Origin of the sequence: Flavobacterium sp. RSP15, from assembly GCF_003968755.1 — a bacterium.
In the GTDB taxonomy this organism is placed as follows: Bacteria; Bacteroidota; Bacteroidia; order Flavobacteriales; family Flavobacteriaceae; genus Flavobacterium.
The window spans coordinates 37,750-58,832 of sequence record NZ_RYDL01000001.1; the positions used below are offsets into that span (position 1 = coordinate 37,750).

A 21,083-nucleotide genomic window follows, 5' to 3' on the forward strand; every position below is an offset into this window, starting at 1 on the left:
TCATTAGATTGTAGGACTACAAAAAACGGAAATGGTTTAATTGATAATAGAAAAAAAATATTTAACGAAACTAAATTAAAAAGTACATACGATCAAAAATTACGTTAGCAAGATAAAATATCAACTTCTCGCCGTTTTAGTTTTAATCAAAGACAAAAGTTGAACATTATTCTCAAAATAAGAATTTAGGTTAGCTAATATAATTCCAGATGTTTTTCTTTTTTGTCATTTCTAAGAAAACAACTCTCAAAGCGGTATGCTCCGGTTTTTGCATCCCTGCATCTTCTTTCAGAAGTTTTAAAGCATAATTTCTGGCTAAAGCCAAAGTATCTCTGTCTCGAACTAAATCGGCAATTTGAAGATTCAGTACGCCGCTTTGTTGTGTTCCCATCAAATCACCCGGACCACGAAGCTTCAAGTCGACTTCCGCAATTTCGAAACCATCGTTTGTTTGCACCATCGTTTCCATTCGGGTTTTACTGTCAGAACTCAATTTGTGACTTGTCATCAGGATGCAATAACTTTGCTCCGCACCACGACCCACGCGACCTCGAAGCTGATGGAGTTGCGACAATCCAAAACGTTCCGCACTTTCAATAATCATCACGCTGGCATTAGGAACATTCACGCCAACTTCAATTACAGTTGTAGCAACCATAATATTAGTTTTCCCTTCTGAAAAGCGTTTCATTTCTGCATCCTTTTCCGCTGGTTTCATCTTTCCGTGCAAAATTGAAATCGAATACTGTGGCAATGGGAAATCTCTGGAAACACTTTCGTAACCGTCCATTAAATCCTTGAAATCCATTTTCTCCGATTCCTGGATGAGCGGATACACTATATAGATTTGGCGACCCAAAGCGATTTCGTCCCGAAGGAATTTCCAAACCTTCAAACGGTTGCTGTCAAAACGATGTACGGTCTGAATCGGTTTTCGTCCCGGAGGCAGTTCATCAATTACTGAAATGTCTAAATCGCCATACAAACTCATCGCCAAAGTCCGGGGAATAGGCGTGGCGGTCATTACCAGAACGTGTGGCGGAATCACATTTTTCTTCCATAATTTAGAGCGTTGTTCTACGCCAAAACGATGTTGCTCATCAATTACAGCCAGTCCTAAATTCTTGAATTTTACTTTATCTTCTAGTAAAGCATGCGTTCCGATGAGAATATGTAACGTTGCGTTTTCCAGTTCTTCATGGATAATTCGGCGTTGAGCTATTTTGGTAGAACCTGTTAGGATTCGGATATTTATATTTAAAGTTTCGGCCAATTCGGATAAACCCATAAAATGCTGATTGGCGAGGATTTCTGTTGGTGCCATCAAGCAGGCTTGGAAGCCATTATCAAGCGCCAAAAGCATGCTCATAAAAGCCACAATTGTTTTTCCGGAACCTACATCGCCTTGCAGCAATCGGTTCATTTGGGCGTTGCTTCCCATATCGGTTCGGATTTCTTTTATCACTCTTTTTTGAGCATTTGTCAGTTGAAAAGGCAAATGATGCTGATAAAAATCATTGAAGTTTTCGCCTACAGTTGTAAACGGATGTCCTTTTATTTTATGTTTTCGGATGAGATTCTTCGTGATTAATTGCAATTGGATAAAGAACAATTCTTCGAATATTAATCGGAATTTGGCTTTTGCTAAAACATCAGCACTTTTTGGAAAATGAATGTTGAATAAAGCCGCTTTTTTAGGAATCAGCTTCAATTCGTTAATCAAATAATCCGGTAAAGTTTCCGTGAATAACGCTTGTGTTTCCAGAAACAATTGCTGCATCAGTTTATTAATCACCCGGTTTGAAATTCCGCGATTAGTCAAAGTTTCTGTCGAAGGATACACGGGTTGCATCGCTGAACGCAGACTTTGTTCATGCTCTGTCATCAATTCAATTTCGGGATGCGCCATGTTGAACACATTTCCAAAAGAGGTGCATTTTCCAAAAATTACACACATTTCATTGAGCTTTAAACTCTCCCGAATCCATTTGTGACCTTGAAACCAAACGAGTTCCATTTGTCCTGTATCATCTACAAAAGTCGCTACCAATCGCTTTTGGTTTTTGCCAAATTCTACAGTTTTGATGTTGATAATTTTACCGATAATCTGAACTTCGGCACTATTATTTTGCAGTTCGTTAATCTTGTAATAGCGCGTTCTGTCTATGTATCTATTTGGAAAAAAATTAACCAAATCCACGTACTTATAAATTCCCAATTCCTTACGAAGCAATTCGCCCCGATTGGGACCAACGCCTTTCAAGTATTCGATGGGAGTGAGTAGGAGGTTTTGTTGCATAGTGCGAAGATAGTTTTTTGTTTGGAAATTTGGAAAGTGTAATTGATTCTAAAATGCTTTATTAAAAATGTAAAGTTAAAACTTAACTTAATTGTGAAATTAACACCAAACGCAATACCTTCGTAAAAAAAAGTAAAAAATGACAACTCATCTCGCATTACTCCGTGGCATCAATGTTTCAGGTCATAGTATGATAAAAATGGAGGCGCTAAAAACAACTTTGGAAGCCATTAGCTTTCAAAATGTACAAACGTATATTCAATCGGGCAATGTTTTTGTAGATACAGAAGAAGAAAGTTCAGCTGCTGTTGGATTCAAAATAAAACAGGAAATTTTCAAGGCTTTTGGTCATGAAGTGCCGGTTGTAGTCATTAGCTCTGCAGATTTAGAAGCATGTTTCAAGAATAATCCTTTCTTGAAGGAAAAAGATATTGATACTAAGAAGTTATATGTGGCTTTTATATCGACTACGTTACAAAGTAGCAGTATGAATGATTTGAGAATAAGTCAGTTCAAACCGGATGAAGCCAGTATTGACGGCAGCAGAATTTTTATAAAATACGCTGTTGGCGCCGGAAAAACCCGATTCGACCAAAAATACATCGAGAAGAAGCTAAATGTTATTGCAACAATCCGCAATTGGAATACTGTGACGCAATTACTGAAACTTTACGAGGAAAGATAATAAGACTTTAAAATCTAGTATAACCGCTAATTCGCTAATTTTCAAATGTTATCATCCATTTGAAATTTGCGAATTAGCGGTATTTTTTTAGAGTCAAAACAAGGATGTTTCAGAATCTATTTTTAACTTTAGAAATAAAATATTTATAATTTGACGCAATCTTTTACAGGAAGAATCATTTTAAAAATATCTGTGTAAGCGAAGTCAAATACAATTTTAGTTAAAAAAGTAATTTATAAGTTCTTATTGAACATTTTCATAAGGTTTAGTTTTGGTTAATTTAGGATTATGAAGCATTTTTGCGAAAGAGATCTCAGGAGTTTAAAAATTTTTGGTACTTTTTTTAAAACCTTAATTATAAAAATGAAGCCTATCCGAAAGTACTGAATTTATTAGCCATTAAATAGATTATTTTTCAACCAGATCACAATACCAAAAACCAAAATCAAATGCATCAGAAGCGCTCGTGTCACAAGCAGTATCAGATGAATCTTCCTTTTCTGGTTTTTCGTATTTTCTATAAACAACTTCACCAATTTCGAAATTGATAGGTTTCGAGAAAATGGGACCGTCAAAAGTGAAGGTATGAAATTCTCCGTTTTCTCCGCAAACATCTACATTTTCAGGTAATTCATTGATGAAACTTTGATCAATCACGCGACCAACGAAGCTTTTATCTAAAAAGCGTTCATTGACACAAACCACAATTGTTTTAAAACCTAAACTGATAAATTCTTGAATTAAATCATGTGTTGGGATTTTCCAAAGCGGAAAAATACCTTCAAAACCTATTTCGGCTAGTTTGTCTTCTCTGTATTTACGTAAATCTTCTAGGAAAATATCTCCGAAAATAGAATGGGTTACACCTTGGTTTTTTTGTTTTTCCAATGTTTCCCGCATCACATTTTCGTACACCTCCATGGTTGGCATTTCAGGAATTTGCATAATTTCAAGAGGCAATCCAATGCTTTCGGCCTGTTGTTTCAATAATTCTACTCGGACGCCATGCATCGAAATACGCTGATGTTCTTGGTTCACACTGGTCAGTAAACTGGCAATTTCAATTTCTGGATTTTGTAGCGTTTTATATAAGGCCAGTGCAGAATCTTTTCCGCTGCTCCAATTAAATAAGGCTTTCTTTTTCAATGTAATTATCTTGTAATTTTCTGTAGGTAAACTTACAAAATTTGTCGGATTAGTTTAGGAAACCTTTGTAACTTTGGAAATCATGCAATAATTTAAAATGCCATTATTTAAAATTAGATATCAAACCGAATCAAATCGATTGAAAAATTGGGATTATTACAGTGAAGCTATTTATTTCATTACTTTGGTTGCTCAGAATAGGGAATGCATTTTTGGAACTATTGCTGATGATAAAATGACACTAAACGATAACGGAAAAATCATTGAAACGGAATTGTTGAAATCAATTACAATAAGGGAACGTTGGTTTTTTCATAATTGGGTCATTATGCCCAATCATATTCATTTGTTGATTGAAATTGTTTCGTCATCCGACGTAGAGACGCACTGCAGTGCGTCTCTACCATACAACCGGAACAACCCATGATAAATACCATTTGGCAATCAAATTATCACGATCATATTGTACGCAATTACAATTCATTCCATGCCGTATACCATTACATAAAAAACAATCTTAAAAATTGGAATACAGATTCCATAAATCCAAAATAGAATGAAATACCTATTCTTTTTTATTTCCACGTTCACATTCGCCCAACAAACCCAATTTGTTGATTTTAAATCAGTTTTAGGGAAAATTGTAATAAATCCAATTGAAAGAACTGTTTCTGGTGATGTTAATTATGATTTTAATGTTTTGAAATCTATAGATACCATTAAAATTGATGCCCAAAACATGGAATTTTCAGATGTAAAACTGAACGGAAAACCGATTAATTTTCGCAATACTGAGACACAATTACAAATTATATTTCCGTTCACAAATGGAAAAAACAACCTGACTTTTCAGTATTTGGCAAAGCCAAAACAAACGATGTATTTCGCGGGTTCAGAAGCAAATGATAATTTACAAATTTGGACGCAAGGACAAGGAAAATATACCAGTCATTGGTTTCCGAGTTTTGATGATGTCAATGAAAAAGTGGTTTTCAACCTGAATATTATATTCAAAAAAGAATATCAGGTAATTTCAAATGGAACTTTGAGATTTAAATCTGGATTTGATGGACTTTCGGTTTGGCAATACCAAATGCAGAAACCAATGAGTTCGTATTTATTGATGCTTACCATCGGTAAATTTGAAAAAAAAATCGAGAAATCAAATTCTGGAATTCCTTTAGAAATGTATTTGGGACTAAAAGACGTTTCCAAATTTGAACCAACCTATCGCAACTCTAAAAAAATGTTTGATTTCTTAGAAAAGGAAATAGGAGTGAAGTATCCTTGGGAAATTTACAAACAAGCACCTGTTCGAGATTTCTTGTATGCCGGAATGGAAAATACATCAGCAACGCTTTTCAACACGCGTTATGTGGTGGATTCTACAGGTTTTGAAGACAGAAGTTACACGAATGTCAATGCGCATGAATTAGCGCATCAGTGGTTTGGGAATTTAGTCACTGCCGAAAGCAGCAAGCATCATTGGTTACAGGAAGGTTTTGCTACCTATTATGCGTTGCTGGCCGAAAAGGAAATCTATGGAGAAGATTATTTTTATTCCAAATTATATGAGTCGGCATCACAATTAAAATACGCTTCCAGAACGGATAGCATTCCGGTTTTGAATGCCAAAGCCAGTTCATTGACTTTTTATCAAAAAGGAGCTTGGGCACTTTTTGTTTTAGACAAAGAAATAGGGGATAAGGCGTTTAAAAAAGCGATAAAAAGTTATTTGGAAAAAAATGCATTTCAAAATGTGAATACAACAGATTTTTTTGCTGAAATCAAAAAAGTATCAAGTTATGATTTAGATAATTTTAGTGAAGTATGGCTTGAAACTACTGTTTTCAATACACAACAAGCCAATAGTTTATTGCTTAAAAACAAATCAATTCAGGTGTTGTTTGAAGTCGATAAATTAAAAAACAAACCGTTGTCAGAGAAAAAGGATTTTCTTGAAAAAACAATGCAATCTGACGTTTATTTTTTGGTAAAAGAAGTTATTTTAAATCAATTAAAAAATGAAAACTGGGAAGATAAAAAAGAACTTCTGGCATTGGCTTTAACAACTGAAAATCTCCAAGTGCGTCAGGCAGTAGCTAGTACTTTGACTAAAATACCCGAAGATTTCCGTTTGCAATATGAGACTTTACTCGATGATCATTCCTATCAAACCCAAGAAATAGCGTTGTATCATTTATGGAATAATTTCCCCGAATATCGCTCTCTTTATTTGGATAAATCCAAAGACTGGATTGGTTTTAATGATTATAATCTTAAAACCTTGTGGCTTAGCTTAGCCTTGTCAAGTCCAGATTATGCATCAGACAAAACGGATTTAATCACGGAATTGGTGAATTATTCTTCTTCAATTTATGAAGCGACAACACGCCAAAATGCTTTGAAAAATCTTCTTACTTTTGGAATAATAAACGACACGGTTTTGAAAAACTTGATCAATGCATCAACACATCAAATGTGGCAGTTTTCAAAATTTGCGAGAGACAACATTAGAACCTTGCTAAAAAACAAAGAAATGCAGCTTTCATTCGAAAGGATTTTACCAAATTTGATTGAAAAGGAGCAATTTCAATTGAAAAGATTGATTTTTTAATTACTTTAACGAGATAATAATATAAGATTTATTATTTCAATATAAAATAGATGAAAGCATTAGTCATTTCAGGGGGTGGTAGTAAAGGAGCATTTGCAGGCGGGGTAGCAGAATTTCTTTTAGAAAAAGAAGCCGATAAATATGATCTTTTCGTCGGAACTTCAACTGGAAGTTTGCTGATTCCTCATTTGGCTTTAAATAAAATTGAAAAAATAAAAGAGATTTTCACCTCTGTAAATCAGTCCAGTATTTTTAGTAGACGTCCTTTTTTTGTAAAAAATAAAAATGGGGTATTTGTTATTTCGATAAACCATTTTAATGTACTAATCAATCTCATCAGAGGGAGTAAGACTTTTGGAGAAAGTTATAGTTTGAGAAAATTAATTCGAAAATCCATTACTCGTGAAGAGTTTAAAGAATTAAAAGCCGGGAGCAAAGATGTTATCATTACCGTTTCCAATTTGAGCACTAATGAAGTGGAGTACAAGTCAATTAAAGATTTTGAATATTCTGAGTTTTGTGATTGGATCTGGATTTCATGTAATTATCTTCCCTTCATGAGTTTGGTTAATAAAAAAGGAAGTGATTATGGCGATGGTGGATTTACCAATTTAGTACCAATTCGAGAAGCCATAAATCGAGGAGCAACAGAAATTGATGTTATTATCTTGCAAACAGAAACCCAAATTAGTAAAAAAATTATCAGTAGAAACCCTTTCTCTTTATTGGTAAATTTATTTGGGACTGTTCTCGAACAGGTAAAGAAAAAGGACATTGCCATTGGTCTTTTGGCAGCAAAGAATAATAATGTAACCATAAATTTTTATTATACTCCAACGCATTTGACTGATAATGCGCTTTTTTTTAACAAAACAGAAATGAAAAAATGGTGGAAACAAGGTTACGAATACGCATTGACTAAAAGTGAAATTATGAGTGATATAAAATAACTCTTACCACAATTGTCCCACTTCGTTTTTAATATAAGCCAATGCTGCAGTGCTTGGAGAAGGTTTCTCTAATAAATCTTCAATGATAATTTCCCGCAAACTATTTGCGTCTTTTACTCTTTCATTAGTTGTTGCCAAACGAATCATTTGAATGGTTGCATTTTTGGCTGTAACAATAATGGACCAACACTCATCCGAAATGTAGATTTGCTGTGCTAAATTGTGTTCATACTCTTGTTCGATTTGTGCAATTACAAAATTGCGATACTCGTTTTTATCTTCTGAAAGAGGGGTAATTCGAACTAAAAGTTTTGAAGGATTGATCCGTTCCATAAACAAAGCCATACGCTCATAAGCCTGCAAGCGCAGAGGCAATAAGTCTTTTTGAGCGTCTTTTTGTAATAACCAGCGTCTTGTATTTTGTTGGTCTTTGAAATAAGCGTTAAATAAATAATAAGCAACACCTCCAGTAATTAGGGAAGGTATTGTGTAGCCCAGAATTTCTATGATTTTTGTAGAATCCATTTTGATGTGAAAATTATTTAGCAAAAATATACTTTTTTGAGTATAAATCAATTTCTATTTAATAGCAATAAATGAAACCGAATGCTATTTTTGTTGTTCGTAACAAGAATATTTTAATTGAATACTATGATGGAGACTTACGTTTTGGCTTTACTTTGTATTGCGGCCTTTGCTGCTGGATTTATTGATGCAATTGTTGGAGGTGGCGGATTAATACAAACGCCTATGGGATTGGTTTTATTACCGAATCTTCCTGTTGCAACCGTAATTGGAACCTTGAAAGTTCCTGCTTTTAGTGGTACTTCCTTTGCAGCATATCAATATCTAAAAAAGGTAGATATGAACTGGAAACTATTGTCGATTATGATGCTTTTGGCCTTTCCATCGGCATTTTTGGGTTCTACTTTATTGACGTATGTGAGCAATGATTTCATGAAACCGTTATTATTGGTGGTTCTTTCTTTTTTAGTTGTTTACACGTACGCCAAGAAAAATTTTGGACAACATATTGAAAAAAATCATTCCCCAAGAACTCAAATTTGGAATGCTATCGGAATCAGTTTTGTAGTTGGTTTATATGATGGATTTATCGGACCGGGAACCGGAAGTTTTTTGGTTGTGGCTTTTATCGCCATTATGGGTTTCGATTTTTTGCACGCTTCCGCAAATGCGAAAATGGTGAATCTGGCGACAAACTTTGGTTCTATATGTTTGTTTATTTTAAAAGGAAAAATTATTTGGGCAATTGCACTACCCATGGCTGTCAGCAATGCGTTAGGCGGATGGATTGGAGCAAAAATAGCCATTAACAAGGGAAATAGTTTTATTCGGATTTTTTTTCTAGTTGTAGTTGTTGGGACTTTAATCCGTTTTGCGTACGATGTATTTTTGAGATAATAAACACAAGAATATCTTATTAAGAAGAGTAGCAAAATGAATTAGCCAATTGTTGTTTTTTGGTACTGAAAACCTCATTCAAAATCGCTATTTTTGCATAATAAAATTTAAAAAATTCCATGCACAAATATATCGATCAACTTAATGAAGCCCAACGTGAACCCGTTTTGCAAAAAGACGGACCCATGATAATTATTGCGGGTGCAGGTTCCGGTAAAACGAGGGTGTTGACTATCAGAATTGCTTATTTGATGAGTCAGGGTGTTGATGCGTTTAGTATCTTATCGCTTACTTTTACCAATAAAGCGGCCCGAGAAATGAAAAAAAGAATTTCGGATATCGTGGGAGCCGGAGAGGCAAAAAATCTTTGGATGGGAACATTTCACTCGGTTTTTGCTCGAATTTTACGCTCAGAAGCAGAACATCTTGGTTATCCTTCAAACTTTACCATATATGATTCTCAGGATTCATTGCGTGCCATTTCCGGAATAATCAAGGAAATGCAACTGGATCGTGATGTGTACAAACCCAAACAGGTTTTAAGCCGAATTTCAAATTTCAAAAACAGTTTGATTACGGTAAAAGCATATTTTAATGATCCTGATTTGCAAGAAGCGGATGCAATGTCTAAAAAACCTCGAATGGGCGAAATTTATCAAAATTATGTGGACCGATGTTTCAAAGCAGGCGCCATGGATTTTGATGATTTGTTATTAAAAACCAATGAATTACTGACTCGTTTTCCGGAAGTTCTGGCCAAATATCAAAACCGTTTTCGCTATATTTTGGTAGATGAGTACCAAGATACAAATCACTCGCAATATCTTATTGTTCGGGCTTTATCCGATAAATTTCAGAATATTTGTGTGGTCGGCGATGATGCACAAAGTATTTATGCGTTTCGTGGTGCAAACATCAATAATATACTGAATTTCCAGAAAGATTATGAAGGCGTAAAAACCTTCAGACTAGAACAAAATTACCGTTCGACAAAGAATATTGTTGAAGCAGCAAACACTATTATTGATAAAAATAAAGTAAAACTGGACAAAATCGTTTGGACCGCCAATGATTTTGGTCCCAAAATAAAGGTTCACCGCAGTTTAACAGACAACGAAGAAGGCCGTTTTGTAGCCGGTACGATTTGGGAGCAAAAAATGCAAAATCAAATGCCTAACGGTGCGTTTGCCATTTTGTACCGGACCAATGCACAATCCCGGGCTATGGAAGATGCGCTTAGAAAAAGAGATATTCCGTACCGGATTTATGGTGGACTTTCTTTCTATCAAAGAAAAGAAGTCAAGGATGTTTTGTGTTATTTACGATTGGTTATTAATCCAAAAGATGAAGAAGCTTTAGTTCGGGTAATTAATTATCCGGCACGTGGGATTGGGAATACAACAATCGAAAAACTAACCATTGCAGCCAATCACTACAAACGTTCGATGTTTGAAGTGATGCAAAACATAGAGCGAATTGATTTAAAACTGAATTCCGGAACCAAGCAAAAACTATTAGATTTTGTTACGATGATTCAGAGTTTTCAGGCTATAAATGAAAATCAGGATGCGTTTTATTTAGCGGATCATGTTGCCAAAAAAACAGGATTAATTCAGGAATTAAAAAAAGATGCTACACCGGAAGGAATGGCTAAAATTCAGAATATTGAGGAATTACTAAACGGTATTAAGGATTTTACAGATGGCCAAAAAGAAGTGGATGGAGCCCGTGGCGCTTTGTCTGAATTTATGGAGGATGTGGCTCTGGCAACTGATTTAGACAAAGACACCAGTGATGAAGACCGCGTGGCGTTGATGACCATTCACTTAGCTAAAGGATTAGAATTTCCTCATGTTTTTGTAGTGGGAATGGAAGAAGATTTGTTCCCGAGTGCCATGAGTATGAGCACGAGAAGCGAACTAGAAGAAGAACGCCGCTTGTTTTATGTGGCTTTGACCCGTGCGGAGCACCAGGCGTATTTGACCTATGCACAATCACGATACCGTTGGGGAAAATTGACTGATAGTGAACCGTCGCGTTTTATTGAGGAAATCGACAGTCAATATCTGGAATACATTACACCTCCTGAAAATAATTACAGGTATAAACCAATGATTGATAGCGATATTTTTGGCGATGTAGATAAATCTAGATTGCGTCTGGCAAAACCAGCTAGCGGAACCCCGCCGACCAAATATAATACAGATAATGAACCTAAATCGGATATAAATATTCGTAAATTGAAACCTGTTAGTAATAATGCTGCTTCAGGAAGTGCTAATTTATTCGATAATAAACTGGTTGCTGGTAATATAGTGATGCACGAACGTTTTGGGAAAGGTGAAGTGTTAAACCTTGAAGGAGTGGGAGCCGACAAAAAAGCCGAAATCAAATTTGAAGTAGGCGGAATAAAGAAATTACTGTTGCGTTTTGCTAAACTGGATATTATTGGATGAAAAACTAAAAAAAAATGGCTCAATTTATAAAAATATACGAAGACAAACCTAACGAAGCAGCAATTGCCAAAGTAGTTAAGGTTTTAAAAGAAGGTGGTTTAGTAATCTATCCCACGGATACTGTTTATGGTTTGGGTTGTGATATTACCAATACCAAAGCATTGGAACGCATAGCGAGAATAAAAGGAGTAAAACTGGATAAAGCTAATTTTTCTTTTGTGTGCCATGATCTAAGCAACATATCGGATTATGTGAGGCAGATAGACACGGCAACTTTCAAATTATTAAAAAGAGCGTTGCCAGGGCCGTATACTTTTATTTTAGCTGGAAATAATAGCTTGCCAAAAGAATTTAAAAAGAAAACAACCGTTGGTATTCGGGTTCCAGACAATGCGATTGCTCTAGAAATAGTTAAAGGGTTAGGTAATCCTATTGTTTCTACCTCAATTCATGATGAAGATGATGTGATAGAATATACCACGGATCCGGAACTAATTTTTGAGAAATGGCAAAACCTAGTTGATTTAGTTATTGATGGAGGTTATGGGGACAATATAGGATCTACCATTATTGATTTATCAGGTGATGAGCCAGTTGTAGTTCGAGAAGGCAAAGGAAGTTTGGATATTTTATAAAATTTAATTTTTTGGCAAAATAGTTGCTGATTTACTACGTGTTTTTATTTTTACCAAGAACATATAAATCTATGGATTGTATTATGTAAGCATGTTATTCTTGATTATCATTAAGTGGTTGTCAATTGGATTTCAGATAACATTTTTGGTATTAACTTCAAAAATTCATTCTTTAAAAATCGGACAAATTTATAACTAGAAATCATTAAATTACTGATAAAAAAGTATTTAATAATTTTTATTTATGACCTTGTCGAGACGATTTTAGAACTTTTTTTAGATGATTTAAAGATATTAACCTACTGAGAAAGTTTCTAAAAAACTCATAGGTGTTTTTACTATTTTGCATGGGCTTTAATCAAAATTCGATTCACTAGTATACTAGGTAACAAATTATTTGTCCGATTACTTTTTTGTAAAAAAAACCGGTCTTCGTTAGCTTTTTCGCAAAGAAAAAAAATTTTTTTTTAATTAAAAATGGCAGTCATGAGGTTCGAATTCTACTTTTTAATAAAATAAAAGAATTAGAAAATTGTTTTTATTTTCAGAAGAATTTAGGACAAAATTAGTCTCTCATTTTCATGATTTTTAAATTTTTTTTGTGGTCGATAGGATTCTTTTGAATAATTATAAATTGGCATTACGCGGATAAAAACTGCAAAAATTAATTTGAAATTGCTCCTTCTAAAGGTTTTTGGCTTCATAGAACAACTGGTTTTATGAATGTAAACTTCACGGACGATACTCAGTTTCGGTATTTTTTAATTCGTTAAGTATTACGAAAGTTATTGTTTATAATGTTTAATTTTTGAAACTATTAATTATTAATTATGTGTTTCTTATGTATCAAGGATGACTGTTCAACAGTGCAGTTACAGTAACAGTTACAGTTATTTTTATGTTGATTTAGACTAAATGGAAATGAATTCCTGACAATTGCAATGTAATTTTTTCATTTAAAAAAAAGTAAAAACATTTGTCAGGATTGGAAGATTTTCCTGTCTACAACTTTATGAAATTCATAAAGGATCATTCTTCAACAACTGCGATACTGCTTTTTGCTCAAAGTGAAAAAGTTCAAAGTATTTCTAAATCTATTGCTTGTAAAAAAAAGCAAAACCAATTGTTGTGGAAAAAGATGAATGAAAACGTTTTGAAAACCATCAAAAAAACAAATCTTCCTTATTCTGTAGTTGATGAAAGTATCCAAGTAGGTAACACTTTTGGCTAGAAAATTACGGATGCAATAAATAAAGTTTTTGCACAAGGTTATGATAAAGTCATTGTTATTGGAAATGATTGCATTGAATTGCAAGCGGATCATCTGCTTCTGGCTAATACAAATTTGCAAATTAATGATTCAGTTCTTGGAGCGGATTTTAATGGTGGTGCCTATTTGATAGCTGTTTCAAAATCAAGTTTTCTTGCTAAACAATTTGCCGCTATTTCTTGGCAAACACCTTGCGTTTTTAAAGAATTAAAAGCGCTATTTAGCAAAAAAAAAATGAGTTTACTTCCAGTTTTGAATGACTGTAAAAATGCTTTTGATTTTAAAAAAGCAATTTGTAAATTATCCTTTTCAGATGGATTTAAAAATTTAATTCTTTCCTTACTTCAAAAGGGAATAAATGTAAATTATTATAAAAAATCTCAGGTTCATTACGAATATAAAAGTTTAAATTTAAATAAGGGATCTCCTTTTTCGTTATAAATTACAGCTCAAATTGCATTTATTTATAACTAATTTTTCTCCGATGAAACAATTTTTCATTTGGGCCTTACTTTGCTTTACGACATTTGTATCTGCTCAAGAAGACCTAACGGTTTCTGTTATTGATTTTGAAAATCAAAGACCAATTTCTAATATTACCATTAAATTATCCAATAGTACTCGGAATAGCACCTTGTTGCAAACTACTAATCTTCAAGGGAAAGCAATTTTTAGAAACATTCCTGCTTTAGATGGTTATCAAGTTTCATTTGAAGAAACGGCAGACTATGTTGCTGAAAGATCCGATATTATTAGTATTCGTTCCAATCAAAATCCAAATGTTACTTTGATTTTAAAGAGAACAAATACAGAAGAGTTGGACGAAGTTGTTATTGCTAGAAATTCAACATCAAAAATTAACCGTCGCGATGCCGAGGTTTCTTTTGAATTGAAAGCTGCCGAAATTCAAGAAATTCCGTTCGAAGGGCGAGATATTACTAGAGTTCTGTATCGATTACCAAACGTATCGCAAGCCACAGGATTTTTTGCAGAAGCGCCTAATGTGAGCATTAATGGGGCGAATCCTTTGTTTACGTCTTATCTTATTGATGGAATGGATAACAATGAGCGTTTTTTAGGGGGACAAAAGTTTAATATACCATCTGGTTTTGTAAAGGACATTACGGTTTTGACTAGTAATTTTTCGGCAGAATACGGATTAACAGGAAGTGGTATTATAGACATAACACCACGGTCAGGATCTAATGAAATGACAGGAGAAACCTTTTTTATCACTAGACCTGGTCCATCGATAGATGGAAAATCTTCATTTGCTCAACGTGATTTGTTAGGTAATCAAGTTAAAAATGGCTTTGCTCGTTACCAAGCGGGTGGAGGCGTAGGAGGTGCTTTTGTTAAAGATAAAACGTTTTATTATTTCAATTTTGAACATACAACCGATGTGAAAGATAATTTATTAAAAGTACCCGAATTGGGAGTTGCAGAAACCGTGAGGGGAAACAATACATTTAATTATTTCTCATCAAAAATTGATCAATTATGGAATAAAAATTTTAGATCTTCGGTCCGTGCGAATATAGGAATCGTTGAAGTTGAGCGTCAGGGTGGTGGTTTAGATGGAGGAGCTACATTTGCTTCTGCGGGAAATAGTCAGCAAAGAAACAGTATTTTATTATCACTGAAAAACTCGTATAACTTTGGTAAAATAAGTGGTGAGACCAATATTCAATATAATCGTTTTAGATGGAATTATGCTGATCCTGTCCATGTAAACTCCTCACAAGTTATTGTTTTAGGTATTAATGACGAAACTTTAGCCATTTTAGGTCATCCGGGCTACGTTTTTGATGCTTTGGAAAACACGATTCAAATCCAACAGAAATTCAAATATTATACAGAGAACCATACTTTCAAATCGGGATTGAATTATATACGAGGAAATCACGAGTTATTTGGAGGCGGAAACCCTAACGGCAATTATACCGTCAAACTGAATCAATCCCAAATTGACGGAATTAGAAATAGTGGTGTAGGAAGTAGCCTGGATGTTAGTGATATTCCACTGGATGCTCAGGTAATTAATTATAATGTAGAGTTGCGTCCCGCTTCTTTTGGAACACATCAAGATATTTATTCTGTTTATTTGGAAGATTTATGGTCGGTTAGTGATAAACTGAATATTACATTGGGCTTGCGTTACGATTATGATAATTTATCAAAAGGTGGAGGTAACAAAGGCGATTACAATAATTTAGCGCCTCGATTTAATTTTAATTATAAACTAACAAATAACAGCAGTATTCGTGGAGGCTATGGAATTGCGTATGACAAAATAAATTATGGTCTATATAGCGATGCTTTACAACAAAATACGACATCAGCAGATTATAAAACTCAGCTGCAAGAGTTTATTCGATTAGGAGTTTTGCCAGCTAACACTAATCTGGAAGCGGTGACTTATAACGGAAATATAGCGGCTAATTTATCAAATGTATCCTATTTACAAGGTCCTACCGGAGATCAATTACAAAGTGAGCGGGAAGGTGCTTTTTCGAATGAAAGACGGATTTTAAATCCTAATGGCTACAACAATCCGTACTCACATCAGTTTGCGTTGGGGTACCAACTTCAGGCTGACGGAAATCAATTGTTTTTTGTAGATTTGGTTCATAATCGAGGTGAAAATTTATTCCGTTTGAGAAACCTGAATGCCGCAGCCGAATATCCGATTGATCCTAGTAATGTCATCATCAGAACGCAAGCAGAAGCCGATGCTTCCCGACCAATTCCCATTGTAAACGGAACAGCAACCATTAACGGTCAAACGGTAAGCGGTGTAGCGCGAAATGTTGTAATAAGTGAAACCGAAGGAAAATCTAGATATTATGCTGTAAGCGTAAATTATCAAAAAACAAGGGGGATTGACACGTATTCCTATCGATTAAACTATACCTTGTCTGCCTTAAAAAATGATACCGAAGATATTAATTTTAGAGCCATGGATGGGAATAATTACGCAAGGGAATGGGGATATTCGATTAATGACAGAACGCACAATATCAACGGAATTTATAGTTTTTATCCCTTTAGCGGAACCACGATTACTGTAGCCGGATTATTGCAAAGCGGTCAGCCCATAAATCGGATTCCACTTGGTTTTGGAACTACTGATTTAAATGGTGACGGTTCTGGTTTTAGTGATGCGTATCAAGGCAATAGTGATCGTTTTCCCGGTGAAAGCAGAAACAGCGACCGCTTGCCGTGGAGCACTACTTTTGATCTGGGTTTACAGCATCAATTTAAAATGGCAAAAAATAATAAAATCGAAGTAAGAGCTGATATTTTTAATGTTTTCAATGCTGAAAATTTAAGCGGATACAGTAACAATGCTACACAGAGTAATCAAATTCAAGGCGGTTCAACTGCCAGTGGCTTGTTTACACAACGCAACGCGTCGCCTCCAAGACAGTTTCAGTTTGGAGTACGGTATTTATTTTAAAAGAATAATAGATAAATATACCTCAGTCGTTTTTACAAACTACCGAGGTTTTTAAAACAACAATAATAATGTTTATACTACGGGCAAATGAGCCAAAAGAATTAACCGATTATTTACAAAAACAACAGTGGCTTGGACTTAATGAGACAATTGTTTCGTTAACCAAACCAGGTGAAGGCAATATGAATTATCTTTTGCGAGTGGATACAGGCGCGCGAACTTTTATAATAAAACAATCTCGCGCTTATGTTGAAAAATACCCGAAGGTAAGTGCTCCATCAGATCGGGTAATCACCGAAAGTTTGTTTTATCAGAAAGTTGCTCCGGTACAAACGGTTCAAAATTATATGCCAAACCTCATCGGGCTGGACCGTCAAAATAATGTGATGATATTAGAAGATTTAGGGAAATCCAATGATTTCAACTTTTTATATGATTTGGAACAGCAATTGAAAACAGGCGATCTTATTTCATTAATAGATTATTTGAATGGTTTACATTCGTCTTTTTACAAAGACATTATTGATGATGAATTGACAAATTTAGATTTACGGATGCTCAATCATGAACATGTTTTTAGATATCCTTTTATGGAGGATAATGGATTTGACTTAAATTTGGTTCAAAAAGGGCTGCAGGAATTAGCATTACCGTATAAAAAAGACCTTCAGCTAAAACAAAAAGTTGAAGTACTTGGATCTTTATATTTGTCTCGTGGAAACTACCTTTTGCATGGAGATTATTATCCTGGAAGTTGGCTTAAAACCCAAAAAGGGATCAAAATTATTGATCCGGAATTTTGCTTTTATGGTTCAAGAGAATTTGATTTGGGCGTTTTATTGGCACATTTATATTTAACACAGCAAGAGTTACATCTAGTATCGGTTGTCATAAATGAATATGTGGCTTATCCTGAATTGAATTTAGAAATTTTAAATGGATTCACGGGTGTTGAAATTATGCGACGACTAATTGGATTGGCACAATTGCCTTTACAAATAGATTTGAAAACAAAAGCAAAATTATTACAATTTGCCAATACTTTAATTACAAAATAAACAAAAATGAAATTAAAACTAGTTCTTCTAGCCTTGCTTTTTGCACATCAGATTCACGCACAAACGAAAGTTTGGTTTGATACCGATATCATGATTGGAATGCCAGATAAGGCAGCTCGCGAAGTAGATGATGGCATTACTTTAATAATGGCATTAAAGCAACCACAAATTCAGATTGTGGGGATTAGCAACATAACCTACATAGATTATAGTTACGAAATTATTCATAAAATAGTAAAATGGCACCACAAAGGTGCAGCTATTCCTGTGTACAAAGGATCTCCGGAAGCGGCTGATTTAGGAACTGAAAATGATGCGACGAAAGCGTTGTACCAAGCTTTAAAGAAAGAAAAACTTACTATTCTGGCTCTTGGTCCAATGACAAATATTGCAACATTAATACAGAATCATCCAGATATTATACCCCAGATTGAGAAAATATCAATTTGTGCAGCACGTACACCAGATATGATTTTTAATCCTGGGAATGGAAAGCTCAATGTGTTTGATTACAATTATGAGTTAGACCCTAAATCTATGGATATACTATTAAACTCGACCATTCCTTTGATTTTTGCAGGATATGAACCCAGTTCTTATACCCACATTGGCACTATTGATTTAGCAAGTTTAGATCGAACAAATGAAGCTGATAAATGGTTGTTTGACATTGTTCAACCGTGGATGGCATTAAATGAAGAGTATTTTGGTGTTCATGGTTTTATTCCTTTTGATTGTTCGACTTTGGGAGTAATCACGCATCCGGAATATTTTAGTTATTATGAAAATATTCCGATAAAAGTAACATACAAAAAAAATGATGCTTTAGAAATTCAACCAGATAAACCTTTTAAAAATTTCTTGGAAGTGTCTTATAAATTCAAATCCAAAAAGAAAGTCAAATATGCTCGAAAGGCTTTGCATGGCTTTGAGGAAAAAATTTTAGAAACATTACGTAGTAAGAAATGAGTTTTTCAGGTTAATTATTTTACTAATTAGAAAACAAATAAATAATTATCGGTCATTAACTTAGATAAAATCTAAAATTCAAATCTTAGATAAATTTGACATTCAAATGGTTTTGGTAACCATAGAAAACTAAGGTACTTAAAGTTTTTTAAACCATAACACATAAATTATCGTAAATTAATAAAAATAGATAAAATATGAAAATGAAATTAGCAATGTACGTCCTAATGTTTTTTGCGATTTTAAGTTGCAATTCTAACGCACAAACTAAAAAGCTATCTTTAGAACCTGAAAAAGGTAAAGCTATTGCTGTTTTTGCCGAAGGATGTTTTTGGTGTAGTGAGCACATATTTGAAGCCGTTATAGGAGTTGACAAAGCAGTGTCTGGTTATTCTGGAGGGACAATGAAGAATCCTTCTTATGAGCAAGTAGGCACTAACCGAACAGGACATGCTGAGGCAGTTGCGGTTTATTATGATCCTAAGAAAATCTCTTTTAAAGAATTAGTGACCGTATTTTTTGCCTCACATGATCCAACAACAGCTAATCAGCAAGGACCGGATAGGGGTTCCTCTTATCGCTCTATTGCCTTTTATAAAAATGCCGAAGAGAAAAAAATAATACAGGATAAAGTAAAACAACTTACGGCAACTAAAGTTTTTCCTAATTCAATAGTGACCGAGGTAAAACCCATTATGGATTTTTATGAAGCGGAAAAATACCATCAGGATTATATAGAAAAAAATCCAAACCAATCTTATGTTAAAGCCGTATCTATTCCAAGATATAATCTTTTTAAGAAAACATACAGAGGAAAATTAAAACCTAAATTGTAAAGTCATGAAAGTATACCAACATCTATTATTATGGCCTGCTGTTGCACTAGGATTTATAGCCTGTAAGCAATTCAATGGGGATAAAAGTGAAATCGTTCCAGTCAGCATGGTCCAGGAACAAGCATTGTCGCTGAATGATACTTCTTTAAACAAAGTTATAAAAACAGATAAAGAATGGAAAAGAGATTTAACCGAAAATCAATATTATATTTTGCGTAAAAAAGAGACAGAAGCTCCGTTCCAAAATGAATTTGATAGCAATCATAAAAAAGGTAATTATTTTTGTGCAGGGTGCAAATTACCACTGTTTTCCTCGGAAACGAAGTTTAATTCAGGAACTGGCTGGCCAAGTTTTTATGCGCCAATTAATAATAATCGAGTGATAGAGGTAGTTGATAAAAGCTTAGGAATGGTTCGTGGTGAAATTATCTGCGCCCGTTGTGAAGGTCATTTAGGACATCTTTTTGACGATGGGCCTAATCCAACAGGCTTGCGTTATTGTATGAATTCAATAGCAATGCTCTTTCAAAAATAAATTAAGGATTACTGACTTATATTCTTTTTTCAAATCAAACTCACTTTAAAAAATATTCTTCTTCCAAATAAATAAAGCAATAAGTTTGCTCAGGTTGGCAAGCAAAATGTAAATGCTTTTTTAGAAGAATGAAAATCTTTTATGAGCAAATTTTGACCGCACAATCTGAATCGAAGTGGATGTTAAAATCATTTTTTGAAACTAGTTGTTTTTTATTAAGATTTGATGAGAAGAAATGTGTGGCAGAAAACGTTCAAACAGATAGTCCAACTATTGCTTTTCTATCTAGACAATTTTTGGTAAATTTACCACAATGCAAAAACAAAAATCCATACTATTGCTTTTTTTGATGGGAATAATTCTATTTCCATGGCAATTAATCTGTTTAGCACATCCATTAGGTGAACCGGATCATTCGAGAGATCCAGATCATAAAGAAATTTCAAATTGCGAATTGAGAAGACAATATACGGGTAAACAATCCGTTATTTGGCCACCAATGGACTGCAAACAAGAGGTTTTAAAATCAGCTAAGTTTCAACAACCACAATTTGACAGTCTGATTTTGGCCGTTAGTCCTTTTGTAGTAATCACTTCTAATTTTGAATTTATATTCAATTCAAAAGTAATAAAGCCTCATTTATTTCTTGAAGAACCCAATTGCCGTTCGGCAAGCATTATTTCAAACCATCCGCATCGCGGACCTCCTATAGTTTAATCCCTTTCTACAGATTGGAATAGCCTT

18 protein-coding genes are annotated in these 21,083 nt (G+C 34.3%); 15 read left to right on the top strand and 3 right to left on the bottom strand.

What is annotated here, in order from left to right:
* Positions 1-190 precede the first annotated feature (190 nt).
* Positions 191-2,299 (bottom strand): ATP-dependent DNA helicase RecG, encoded by a 2,109-nt coding sequence (gene recG / locus EKM00_RS00140; protein WP_126514821.1) that lies wholly within the window; start codon positions 2,297-2,299, stop codon positions 191-193.
* A 139-nt stretch (positions 2,300-2,438) separates the two neighbouring features.
* Between recG and EKM00_RS00145 the strand changes: the two genes are divergently transcribed.
* A complete protein-coding gene (locus EKM00_RS00145; RefSeq protein ID WP_126451462.1) occupies positions 2,439-2,984 on the top strand; it encodes a DUF1697 domain-containing protein in 546 nt (181 codons plus the stop codon).
* A 408-nt stretch (positions 2,985-3,392) separates the two neighbouring features.
* Here EKM00_RS00145 and EKM00_RS00150 read toward each other — a convergent pair whose 3' ends face one another.
* Complete coding sequence (locus EKM00_RS00150) at positions 3,393-4,130, bottom strand: diphthine--ammonia ligase (RefSeq protein ID WP_126514822.1); 738 nt, start codon at positions 4,128-4,130, stop codon at positions 3,393-3,395.
* Between the two features lie 97 nt (positions 4,131-4,227).
* On the opposite strand from EKM00_RS00150, the gene EKM00_RS00155 reads away from it, so the two are divergent.
* From EKM00_RS00155 to EKM00_RS00165, 3 genes are all read left to right on the top strand, one after another.
* Positions 4,228-4,557: a transposase gene (locus tag EKM00_RS00155; protein WP_126514823.1), complete on the top strand. Its 330-nt coding sequence runs from the start codon at positions 4,228-4,230 to the stop codon at positions 4,555-4,557.
* 129 nt (positions 4,558-4,686) lie between these two features.
* Positions 4,687-6,747 (top strand): M1 family metallopeptidase, encoded by a 2,061-nt coding sequence (locus tag EKM00_RS00160; protein WP_126514824.1) that lies wholly within the window; start codon positions 4,687-4,689, stop codon positions 6,745-6,747.
* A 50-nt stretch (positions 6,748-6,797) separates the two neighbouring features.
* A complete protein-coding gene (locus EKM00_RS00165; RefSeq protein WP_126514825.1) occupies positions 6,798-7,697 on the top strand; it encodes a patatin-like phospholipase family protein in 900 nt (299 codons plus the stop codon).
* Positions 7,698-7,700: 3 nt separating this feature from the next.
* Here the strand turns inward: EKM00_RS00165 and EKM00_RS00170 are convergent, their stop codons facing one another.
* Positions 7,701-8,222 (bottom strand): DUF7935 family protein, encoded by a 522-nt coding sequence (locus tag EKM00_RS00170; RefSeq protein WP_126514826.1) that lies wholly within the window; start codon positions 8,220-8,222, stop codon positions 7,701-7,703.
* A 129-nt stretch (positions 8,223-8,351) separates the two neighbouring features.
* Here EKM00_RS00170 and EKM00_RS00175 point away from each other — a divergent pair, with 129 nt between their 5' ends.
* The 11 genes from EKM00_RS00175 to EKM00_RS00225 all read left to right on the top strand — a co-directional run bounded on the left by EKM00_RS00175 (position 8,352) and on the right by EKM00_RS00225 (position 21,056).
* Positions 8,352-9,119 (top strand): sulfite exporter TauE/SafE family protein, encoded by a 768-nt coding sequence (locus EKM00_RS00175; protein WP_126515094.1) that lies wholly within the window; start codon positions 8,352-8,354, stop codon positions 9,117-9,119.
* A 119-nt stretch (positions 9,120-9,238) separates the two neighbouring features.
* A complete protein-coding gene (locus EKM00_RS00180; RefSeq protein WP_126514827.1) occupies positions 9,239-11,575 on the top strand; it encodes an ATP-dependent helicase in 2,337 nt (778 codons plus the stop codon).
* 14 nt (positions 11,576-11,589) lie between these two features.
* Positions 11,590-12,210, top strand: coding sequence for an L-threonylcarbamoyladenylate synthase (locus EKM00_RS00185; protein ID WP_126451469.1), 621 nt, complete (start codon positions 11,590-11,592; stop codon positions 12,208-12,210).
* Positions 12,211-13,222: 1,012 nt separating this feature from the next.
* Entirely contained in the window at positions 13,223-13,441 is a 219-nt protein-coding gene (locus EKM00_RS00190) for a hypothetical protein (RefSeq protein ID WP_126514828.1), read from the top strand.
* Between the two features lie 15 nt (positions 13,442-13,456).
* Positions 13,457-13,921, top strand: a complete 465-nt coding sequence (locus EKM00_RS00195; RefSeq protein WP_255416606.1) for a DUF2064 domain-containing protein — start codon at positions 13,457-13,459, stop codon at positions 13,919-13,921.
* 43 nt (positions 13,922-13,964) lie between these two features.
* Positions 13,965-16,940 (top strand): TonB-dependent receptor, encoded by a 2,976-nt coding sequence (locus EKM00_RS00200; protein ID WP_126514830.1) that lies wholly within the window; start codon positions 13,965-13,967, stop codon positions 16,938-16,940.
* 68 nt (positions 16,941-17,008) lie between these two features.
* Complete coding sequence (locus EKM00_RS00205; protein ID WP_126451472.1) at positions 17,009-17,998, top strand: phosphotransferase; 990 nt, start codon at positions 17,009-17,011, stop codon at positions 17,996-17,998.
* A gap of 6 nt (positions 17,999-18,004) precedes the next feature.
* Positions 18,005-18,967: a nucleoside hydrolase gene (locus EKM00_RS00210; RefSeq protein ID WP_126514831.1), complete on the top strand. Its 963-nt coding sequence runs from the start codon at positions 18,005-18,007 to the stop codon at positions 18,965-18,967.
* 197 nt (positions 18,968-19,164) lie between these two features.
* Positions 19,165-19,803, top strand: a complete 639-nt coding sequence (gene msrA, locus EKM00_RS00215) for a peptide-methionine (S)-S-oxide reductase MsrA (protein WP_126514832.1) — start codon at positions 19,165-19,167, stop codon at positions 19,801-19,803.
* A gap of 4 nt (positions 19,804-19,807) precedes the next feature.
* A complete protein-coding gene (msrB, locus tag EKM00_RS00220; protein ID WP_126451474.1) occupies positions 19,808-20,338 on the top strand; it encodes a peptide-methionine (R)-S-oxide reductase MsrB in 531 nt (176 codons plus the stop codon).
* A 313-nt stretch (positions 20,339-20,651) separates the two neighbouring features.
* Positions 20,652-21,056, top strand: coding sequence for a hypothetical protein (locus EKM00_RS00225; RefSeq protein ID WP_126451475.1), 405 nt, complete (start codon positions 20,652-20,654; stop codon positions 21,054-21,056).
* Positions 21,057-21,083 lie beyond the last annotated feature (27 nt).

Coding starts and splice junctions, on each gene's coding strand:
- EKM00_RS00145 (WP_126451462.1), top strand. CDS start 2,439: ATGACAACTCATCTCGCATTACTCCGTGGCATCAATGTTTCAGGTCAT.
- EKM00_RS00185 (WP_126451469.1), top strand. CDS start 11,590: ATGGCTCAATTTATAAAAATATACGAAGACAAACCTAACGAAGCAGCA.
- EKM00_RS00205 (WP_126451472.1), top strand. CDS start 17,009: ATGTTTATACTACGGGCAAATGAGCCAAAAGAATTAACCGATTATTTA.
- recG (WP_126514821.1), bottom strand. CDS start 2,299: ATGCAACAAAACCTCCTACTCACTCCCATCGAATACTTGAAAGGCGTT.
- EKM00_RS00170 (WP_126514826.1), bottom strand. CDS start 8,222: ATGGATTCTACAAAAATCATAGAAATTCTGGGCTACACAATACCTTCC.
- EKM00_RS00210 (WP_126514831.1), top strand. CDS start 18,005: ATGAAATTAAAACTAGTTCTTCTAGCCTTGCTTTTTGCACATCAGATT.
- EKM00_RS00190 (WP_126514828.1), top strand. CDS start 13,223: ATGAAATTCATAAAGGATCATTCTTCAACAACTGCGATACTGCTTTTT.
- EKM00_RS00155 (WP_126514823.1), top strand. CDS start 4,228: ATGCCATTATTTAAAATTAGATATCAAACCGAATCAAATCGATTGAAA.
- EKM00_RS00180 (WP_126514827.1), top strand. CDS start 9,239: ATGCACAAATATATCGATCAACTTAATGAAGCCCAACGTGAACCCGTT.
- EKM00_RS00175 (WP_126515094.1), top strand. CDS start 8,352: ATGGAGACTTACGTTTTGGCTTTACTTTGTATTGCGGCCTTTGCTGCT.
- msrB (WP_126451474.1), top strand. CDS start 19,808: ATGAAAGTATACCAACATCTATTATTATGGCCTGCTGTTGCACTAGGA.
- EKM00_RS00165 (WP_126514825.1), top strand. CDS start 6,798: ATGAAAGCATTAGTCATTTCAGGGGGTGGTAGTAAAGGAGCATTTGCA.
- EKM00_RS00200 (WP_126514830.1), top strand. CDS start 13,965: ATGAAACAATTTTTCATTTGGGCCTTACTTTGCTTTACGACATTTGTA.
- EKM00_RS00225 (WP_126451475.1), top strand. CDS start 20,652: ATGCAAAAACAAAAATCCATACTATTGCTTTTTTTGATGGGAATAATT.
- EKM00_RS00160 (WP_126514824.1), top strand. CDS start 4,687: ATGAAATACCTATTCTTTTTTATTTCCACGTTCACATTCGCCCAACAA.
- msrA (WP_126514832.1), top strand. CDS start 19,165: ATGAAAATGAAATTAGCAATGTACGTCCTAATGTTTTTTGCGATTTTA.